This is a genomic window from uncultured Gimesia sp., from assembly GCF_937910335.1.
GTDB lineage: Bacteria > Planctomycetota > Planctomycetia > Planctomycetales > Planctomycetaceae > Gimesia.
The window spans coordinates 1-8,604 of the sequence record NZ_CALEMX010000499.1 but is presented as its reverse complement, the minus strand read 5'-3'; the positions used below and the strand labels follow the sequence as shown (position 1 = coordinate 8,604).

The following is an 8,604-nucleotide window of genomic DNA, read 5'->3' as shown; positions in this document are numbered from 1 at the left end:
GATCGGTATTAACCGCGGCTAATGCCTTGCGGCTTATCTTGTTTTTGATCATTAGTCGAATGGCGTAAGCCCCGGTTCCTCCCAGGTTGCAAAGAACGATTGGAAATAAGAAAAATTACCTGACATTACCATGATCGGAAAATCATGAGAGATAAATTAGAGACGAAAACAAGCCCGTTCATCACCGCGATTACTTCAAATCCACGTTGGATTTTAGAAGATCAGCTAATGCTACATGTTCTGGGGTTTACTCTCTATGGGTATGCGTTCGGAGTTGGCAGAATACCGAAACTTTAAGACAAGCTCAGTAGTGAAGTGGGAGAGATCTTGATAGTTGCAATATTGTCTGACTGCGAATCGAATAGGCGCTAAACCATGAACGACATCAAAACCACACGTGGCGAACGGATTTGTTTTGCCTTACTCTGGGTAATGGCATTTGTGTTGATCGGGTTGCCTTTGTTGTTCGTTGCATGGTTTCTATTGTCCCCCGGCTTCTCGCAAGAACCGAACCGTCGTGTGATAACAGATCCGGCTGCTGAATTTAAACAGTCGACGGGGCTTAATTTGCCAGCATCAGCGTCCGTTGTCTCTGCCAATGATGTCTGGCTCGATTTTTTGGGCGATGGTGAATTTCATCTGGTTTTTGACGTCGATCACGCAACTCTGAAACAATGGCTGGATGAACCTCCCCCTTGGGAGCATGCGGAATGGAAACGGGGACCGGTTTCAGAGGACATCGGTTGGCATTGTGGTTTTGGTGCCAGGGGGATGAGCGCTGACTCAACTGGTGGAGGACCAGATCATAACATCAGTGAAGTTCAAGTAGAACTGGTACTCACTTCAAAGCAAGTTTGGTACGTTGCTCAAGACAGTGCACAACAGTGGGAGATGGGACAGATTCTAATTATTGACCCGGAACACAACCGCGTGTGGTACTCCAGCTGGAAATTCTGAAAACCGGTTTTGAATCGCGAATTGATCTTGCCCGTTGATTATGTTGTAATGATTCTTAATCTGAGATTCGTTTTTCGTCACTGATTTCGAGGACGGACTGCCACACGCATCGATAAGGAATCGCAACATGCCTGCACAAAACGGGACTTCCCAAAAAATAAAATCTGTTTTGTCGTTATTCATGCTGACTACAGGCTGGTTAGCGGCTTTCATATTCCAGATCGCTTTGGTTTCGAATCTGGTTGCTGCGGAACAGGGCGTTTTGCTGACGGACGATTTTGAGTCGTATGCCGACGGGCAATCAATCATTGCTTCCGAGAACTGGAAAGGTTTTGAGGGCTTCCCCGGCAAAGTCAAGCCGACAGCGATCGTGAAGAACGCTCTGGGTCTTGATGGTTCCCGGGCGCTGGCTGTTTCGCATGCCGAGGCGTTTCGGACGGATGGCTGGGGTGTGCGAACGCAGCTTACGAAACCCGTTTCCAAAGGTGTCGTGTGGGTACAGTGCCGATTCAAGCCAGCAAAGGATTGGAAAACAGGCACGTTTTTTGACCTGCGTGGTGAAAAATCGAAAGCAGTGATTGCGCGAATCGCCGTCGCCCCTTTCCAGGAGAAGGGATCGAAGAAAACGCAAATGCGCTGGCATTCCGTATTCAATAAACCGTATTGGCGTCTTTATACAAAAACGCCATTGGAACCACGCTGGTACACGATGACAGCCCGCATCGATTTCGATAGAAAAACCTACGCCTGCTGGGCCGATGGTCAGACGCTGGGTGAGGAACTGCCGCTGACGAGTGATGCTGAATTCTCACACATTTATCTGGGAATCGCCGGGACACCCGATGACCCCGCTCTAATAGATCAACTCATTGTCTCGCGCACCGCACCGGCTGGCTTTACTTTTCCAGCGTTATTACCCGAACCGGAAGAAGATTTGATTTATCGGTTTGCCGCGGTAGGCGATCCCCAATTGGGCTTTGGAGGGTTTGAGACCGACAAGGTACGTTTTGCACACGCCATCGATCAGATTAATCGGTCGGGGGCAGAGCTCTCGTTCATGCTGGGCGATATGGTGCATGAAAAGCGGGATCTGAAGTTATACGATGCGATGCTCGAACTGGTGAAATTGTTCAAGCAGCCTTATCACTATGTGCGGGGAAATCATGAGATCCCCGAACTGTTTCTGCGATATTTCTTTCGAGAGTTGCATTATTCGGTTGTCCACAAAGGTGTCCGATTTGTTGTAATCGACGCGGAAGGCAATCATGTTGGTTTGAACGACAAACAACTGGACTGGATCGAATCGGAATTCAAGCAGGCAGAAAAAGCGGGTGAGGAAATCGTGATTGCGTTGCACGTTTCTCCCTGGCAGAATAATGAACGCGGGCGCGGCAAGTACAACCAGATTGGTAAAGGCCGAGATCGCTTGCGGGCGATGATGAAACAATACAAGGTGCTGCTCAGTCTGAGTGGTCACTATCACCGTGCTTTATGGCATGCTCAAGAAGAGGAAACGCATTACCTCGTGTTAGGCGGGACCGCGCTGGTCAGTCAGGGTGCATTTGGCTGGTGCGATTTTGATGTTTATCCAGATCGGATTGTCGTGTTTCAGAAACCTTTGTTCTTCGCCTATGAGACAGCAGATGCAAAACAGATTCATACTTCACGCGGCTGGCTCAGCTATAAGGAACTCAAAGCGAAACACCCGTACGCACAACAGGGACCACTGACCATCAAACGGCATCGACCTGTTTCCAAATAATCGTGTGAACAAAACATTGGATCGCTCACAATATTGAAAAACCGCCTTCACTAACCACGACTTTGGTGCGGTGTAAAACGATTTATGATGAATCGATACTTCGAACGTCTGCAGGGGTTAATTAAGAATAAGTACAATCACTCTTGATTCAGTTCTTAGACAGTATTCTGAGTCCTTTTTCTTGATCGTTCCACTCGTGAAAGAGAGGGTAAAGCTTTGAAATTCCAGTATTTCAGTCAGAGATCAATCTGGCTGGTCTGCGTGTTTCTCATGATTGGCCAGGCAACTGCAGCAGAGGTTGATGGAGTGAAGGTCAATCTCGTTGATCATTCAGGCGCAGCAACACTTTCCGTAAAAGCCATTGATCAATACGCGCTACACATCACCGTCGATCCTCAAACTGAGCGAAAAGCACGAAAAGTTCAAGTCATATTACCAATTTCTGGACGCGGCATTTGGCCTGTGAACGATGTTGCCGTTTTTGATCCCAAGGGACGAGCAATTGCTGTCCGCCGTAGTGGGATCGAATGGCATAAGTTATTGGTCACTTTGACACCTGGGCAAAACACTGTTTTTGTACGTGCCGTCAAAACAGAAGGACACAGACCAGCAAATCGATCAGAAAAAGAGCGTCATGTAACAGATCCAAAAACCGGATTGAAGGCGACGATTTGTAACTGGTACGATGGACGACAAACGGCACTCAGTATTCGGTTCGACGATTCACATCCCACACATTTGAGTAAAGCGATCCCCATCTTAAACGAATATGGATTCTGTGGTACTTTTATGGTGAATCCTGGAGGACATCCACCAAACAGCCGTGTACGATCTGCGTTCGAGGATCATCGGTCCGCATGGAAGGCGGTCGCAAGTCGCGGCAAACATGAATTTGCAAATCATACGCTGAACCATCATGGTGCACTCGATGATCAGTCGATGGAACGTGAAGTGGGTGATGCATCAAAGGCGATCTGGAAACTGTGTCCCGAGAAAAGCAAGCTGTTAGCATTAAATCTTGGTGGCGGGACACAATGGGTAACGACGCGACCATTGCACTACTATCTCGACAAGTACCATCTCTTCGATGCATCGGCGAACTCGACGGGCATGGATGACACTTATGGAAAGCGGGTGGAGACGTTTCGTCGATTACTCGAGACTCATATGAAGCGCGGTCTATGGTACAAAGTGCATTATCACTACATTGGGGAGGGACTCAGTACCAGCGAGGCCAACTTTCGGGCAGCCCTGGATATCGCAAAACAACATCAAGACAAGCTATGGATTGCAGGCATGGGAGACATTCACAAATATCAAACCGAACGGCGAGGAGCCAGTCTGGAAATGGAGCATAAAAGTAAACAGTTGGTTAAACTCAAAATAGCATGCACAACCGAGTTGGCACTTTACGACCAGCCGTTAACAATTGAACTAACTCTTCCGAAGTCCTGGAAGGCAGGTCGTGTTGAGGTGAGTAATCAGCAAGATAAAAAAATCAATGTTCGAAAGGTGGCTCAGCCTGCGGGAGATATGCTGAGGTTTGATGTCCGTCCAATCACTACCGAGTATTCAATTGAGAATTTGATGAAATCGAATTGACCCGAGTTATCTGACCCGATTTGCTTTCCAGCTTCCGGATTGGTTTTAGTTCTCTGAACGGTCTAATATTATGGAGATTAACCATGTGGCGATCACTTCTAATGCTGCTGATGTTCGCTTCGAGTGCGATTGCATCAGAGCCTGTCTTCGATGCGATTGACTATGCAACCCCTTCAAAATATCTAACGAGCCCTTCCTCTTTGGGAGACCAGAAAGCGATCACGGCACAGGCACGCGCATTCAAGGCAGATCGTGACAGAGAAACGGTTTTGAATGTGCTTAACTGGATGCAAGCAAATCTCAAGTATCAGGCCGACCTTGCCTATCACTGGCGGAACTACGACACAGTCATCCGGGAAGGTTGCTATGGAAGTTGTGCCGATTATGCGATTGCCTGCGGTGTGCTATTGAAAAGTGCGGGCATTCCGACAGTCTGGGTGAAGACGATGGACGTGCCTTGGATTTGGGATCTGAAGAAAGGACGTCCGTTCCGGACATGGTCGGGCCATGTTTATCTCGAAATCTATATCGACAAGAAGTGGGTGCTGTTGGACCCCGGCGCGAAGAAAATTTACGTGGACTACTCTCCTAAAGCGAGAATTCTTCCGGGCAATCGGTTCGCTTATCACAAGGGAAATGACCCCAAGGAAATGATCATGTCTCTACAGTGGGAAGCATGGAAGCGACAAACAGAAAAATACTTTTCGCAACTTGACCAAAGTATGCTTCCCGTTAATACCGTGACAGAAGAAACCCTCGGGCTCAAGTGTTTTGTGATTGGAAATTCTCCCTACTACCAAATAATGACAAAATCAGCCCGGCAAAAGGGACTGACTGTCGTTAAGTCATTTAATACACAGTATGATACTTTCCTTCCTCAAGCAAAAGGACACACTCTTTACATTCAAACTAAAAATGGAATGCCTATTGTATCAATCGCCAAATTGGAACAGTATTTTCCGAATGCATCTGCTGGCTTACAATCCAAGTCCAGAAGCATCGAAGTGGCAGATACGAATATCGTCTTTACCGAGTTCTCAAATTCGCAGAATCTGGAAGAAATGAAGAGGAAGCTTCTCAAGGAAAAAGCAAAACTTAACGCAAAATAAAACGATACGGTCAGGTTTGTAGCAAATCTCATTCAGCGTTCGCAGCCCACTTGACACCGGAGGCGATGAGAGATTTGGGCCCGTTTTTCATTTCTTAATTTCATTGTTTCGCGCGCGACGCAAAACTGAGTGTTTTGGTGTGATTCGGGGGTGTGTCAAGCCGATTATTGGGAAGATGATTTCAATGTGTTAAAGTGGTTGTTCTGTTTAGCAAATGCTATCATACGTGCATTCCCGCACTATGGATTCATCAATTGGATGCGAAATCGATCAGGAAGGAATTTGAAACAGTGTCACTTCACTACTTCAAAAATACTTTTGTTACTTTGTCTCACAGAGTTGTATCTCAGTTATTGATTCAATTGCGCTTACTAGTTTTGAGCTTGTTGATTCTGACAAGCTTGTCGCCTGCCTCTGCTGAAGAGTGGGTTGGTCGAATGTTTATGGAAAAAGTGGGAGCAAAATACATAAAAGATGGTATTGAAATTCCACGTTCCGAGATCGACAAAATGCCGTTTACTGTTTACAAAATTCGTGGCGATGAACTCTGGATGGGAATTGCATGGATTAAGAAAAAACACGTGATTCCGATTGAGAAGGCCGTAGTATACTACACGGAATATCTGAAGAAATCGCCAGATAGTAAATGGGCTTACAACAATCGTGGACTGGTGTGGGATAATCAAAACAATTATGCCAAGGCGATTCGTGACTATTCAGAAGCCCTCAAAATTGATCCTCATTTCGGACCTGCTTATCAAAATCGTGGTCTAGCGCAGTATTTCCAGGGAGAAAACAAAGCGTCAATTAAAGATTTTACAGAAGCAATTCGAATTGATCCTCTAAATCATGGGGCCTACAGTGGGCGTGGTCTGGCTTGGTTCAACAAAAGTGATTATGACAAGATGATCAATGATTTCAGCACGGCAATACAGATCGGTCCAGAACTTTCCTTCGATTATTGCAATCGTGGTTTGGCTTGGTATAGCAAAGGTGAATACGACAAGGCATTCAAAGACTATCACAAAGCGATTCAAATCGATCCATCAGATCGAGTTGGCTACAACGGCCGCGGTCTGGTTTACCGTAATAAAGGTGAATTAGAGAAAGCGATCATTGATTTTAACGAAGCGATTCGACTCGATCCCAATTTTGCGGATGCTTATAGTGGACGAGGAAGTACCTGGCGATTCAAAGGGAAGCATGACAAAGCAATTCAAGACTATTCTGAAGCAATCCGACTTACTCCGAACGATAAGCTCTACTATGTTGGACGTGGCAATGTTTGGTCTGCGAAAGGTGAATACGACAATGCCATTAAGGATTTCAGCGAAGCACTCCGACTCGATTCAAATTTTGCTTTTGCCTATTACAATCGTGGTCTTGCCTGGCGCAAACTGGGTAAGTACGACAATGCGATCGAAGACTTCAGTAAGATCATTAGAAGTAACCAACACCTTGCGATGTCGTACAACGCACGCGGTGGTGTATGGCGACTAAAAGGTGATTACGATAGGGCGCTAAAAGACTTTACCCAAGGGATTCGTCTTGAACCAAAGCTTCTTCAGCTCTATTACAATCGTGGTGTAATTTGGCGTAGAAAAGGAGAGTATGAGAAAGCAATTAAGGATTATAATACGGCACTCTCTATTAATCCGAAGTCTGTGGAGACCTACAACGGCCGTGGTCTTGTGGCGTATGACAAAAAGGAATACGACATAGCTATCAAAGACTTTAATGAAGCAATCCGCTTCAATCCAAAATTTATGAGTGCGTATCTCAATCGAGGAAATACATGGAAGAGGAAAGGTAACTTCGGTAAAGCCATTAAAGACTATAATGTTGTAATTCGTGATGCGCCAACGAGAACTACTGGATACAATAATTTAGCCTGGCTGTTAGCCACCTGTCAGAACGCAGAATTTCGTGATGGTCAGCAAGCAGTTGCCTTGGGTAAAAAGGCTTGTGAGTTATCGGATTGGAAGAATGCCAACTCTCTAGGTACACTGGCAGCTGCTTACGCTGAATCTGGAGACTTTGAACAAGCGGTGAAATACCAAAAACTGTGCATCGAAAAACTCAATAAGAATGCGAATAAGCACGATTACGCAGAGCGATTGAAGCTCTATCGTGCCGGCAAATCCTACCGCGAGATACAAACATAAGCCCCTTCTTATTAAATATTACTTCTTCACTCAGCTAACCTTGCAGGTCGTCTGTTATTCTGCATTCGCAGCCCAATACACACCGGAGGCGATGAGGGATTCGAGTCGAATTTTCTTGGCTTTAGGAGAGAATGGTATACAACAAAGAGATTCAACGAAAAAACAAGCAAGAAGAATGCCGGCGATTTCACAAACCTGAAACCGAATCACTTTATGGATTCAATTTGGAATAAGTTTCGATGTTACGAATTTCTGACGACCGAATATATATTTTCGTCATGTTTTTGATTTTGATCCTGTTGCCGCTTACCAGCTTATCGCCTGTTGCTGCTGAAGAATGGGTCGGTCAAAAGTTCATGGAAAAGCAAGGAGCTAAGTATGTGTTGGCGGGTGTAGAAGTTCCTCGCGATGAAATCACAAGCAAGCTGTTTACGGTTTCAGAGACCAATGGTGATTGGTTGTGTATTGGGAAAGCGTGGGTCAAGAAGAAAAATGTGATTCCACTCGACAAGGCAGAAGCATATTATTCCGCGTTTCTAAAGCAGTATCCACAAAGTAAATGGGCCTATAAAAATCGCGGTTTGTTCTGGGGCAGTCAAAATGAATACGACAGAGCGATCAAAGATTTTGATGAAGCAATCCAAATCGATCCGAAAGATGGCTCCGCTTATCACAATCGTGGTGTTGCCTGGTATTTGATGGGACGTTATGAGGAGGCGATTACAGACTATAACAAAGGGATTCAAATTGCACCAAATGATAAAGGCATCTATGGTGCGAGAGGCATGGCCTGGTTCAAGGTTAAAGAATATGACCTGGCTATCAAAGATTTTACCAAAGCCATTCAGATCGACCCGGAATTTGATTTTGCTTATAGGAAACGTGGTCAAGCATATTACATGATAGGTTCTAATATAAAGGCGATCATCGATTTTACCGATGCGATTCAGATTGATCCTTTCAATGAGGTCAGTTATTTCCAACGTGGTTTAGTTCTTTGCGATAATTA

Annotated in this window: 6 protein-coding genes; all 6 read left to right on the top strand. The window is 45.5% G+C overall.

All coding sequences use genetic code 11. The features are described 5' to 3' along the window. The first annotated feature begins 375 nt into the window (after positions 1-375). Positions 376-957, top strand: a complete 582-nt coding sequence (locus Q0668_RS20510) for a hypothetical protein (protein ID WP_298868052.1) — start codon at positions 376-378, stop codon at positions 955-957. A 127-nt stretch (positions 958-1,084) separates the two neighbouring features. Beyond that, the gene (locus Q0668_RS20505) at positions 1,085-2,719 is read left to right on the top strand and encodes a metallophosphoesterase (RefSeq protein WP_298868051.1); all 1,635 of its coding nucleotides are present in this window, start codon (positions 1,085-1,087) and stop codon (positions 2,717-2,719) included. A 216-nt stretch (positions 2,720-2,935) separates the two neighbouring features. Further along, on the top strand, positions 2,936-4,321 hold the full coding sequence (locus Q0668_RS20500) for a polysaccharide deacetylase family protein (protein WP_298868050.1): 1,386 nt from the start codon (positions 2,936-2,938) through the stop codon (positions 4,319-4,321). An 83-nt stretch (positions 4,322-4,404) separates the two neighbouring features. Next, a complete protein-coding gene (locus Q0668_RS20495) occupies positions 4,405-5,430 on the top strand; it encodes a transglutaminase domain-containing protein (protein ID WP_298868048.1) in 1,026 nt (341 codons plus the stop codon). Between the two features lie 254 nt (positions 5,431-5,684). Next, positions 5,685-7,595 carry a tetratricopeptide repeat protein gene (locus Q0668_RS20490; protein WP_298868047.1) on the top strand — a complete coding sequence of 637 codons (1,911 nt, stop codon included), beginning with the start codon at positions 5,685-5,687 and terminating at the stop codon, positions 7,593-7,595. 239 nt (positions 7,596-7,834) lie between these two features. Then, positions 7,835-8,604 (top strand): tetratricopeptide repeat protein (locus tag Q0668_RS20485; RefSeq protein ID WP_298868046.1); only part of this gene is annotated, 770 nt, incomplete at its 3' end.

Bases quoted from the DNA above. Each gene is read 5' to 3' on its own strand.
- Q0668_RS20510 (WP_298868052.1), top strand. From the start codon at position 376: ATGAACGACATCAAAACCACACGTGGCGAACGGATTTGTTTTGCCTTA.
- Q0668_RS20505 (WP_298868051.1), top strand. From the start codon at position 1,085: ATGCCTGCACAAAACGGGACTTCCCAAAAAATAAAATCTGTTTTGTCG.
- Q0668_RS20495 (WP_298868048.1), top strand. From the start codon at position 4,405: ATGTGGCGATCACTTCTAATGCTGCTGATGTTCGCTTCGAGTGCGATT.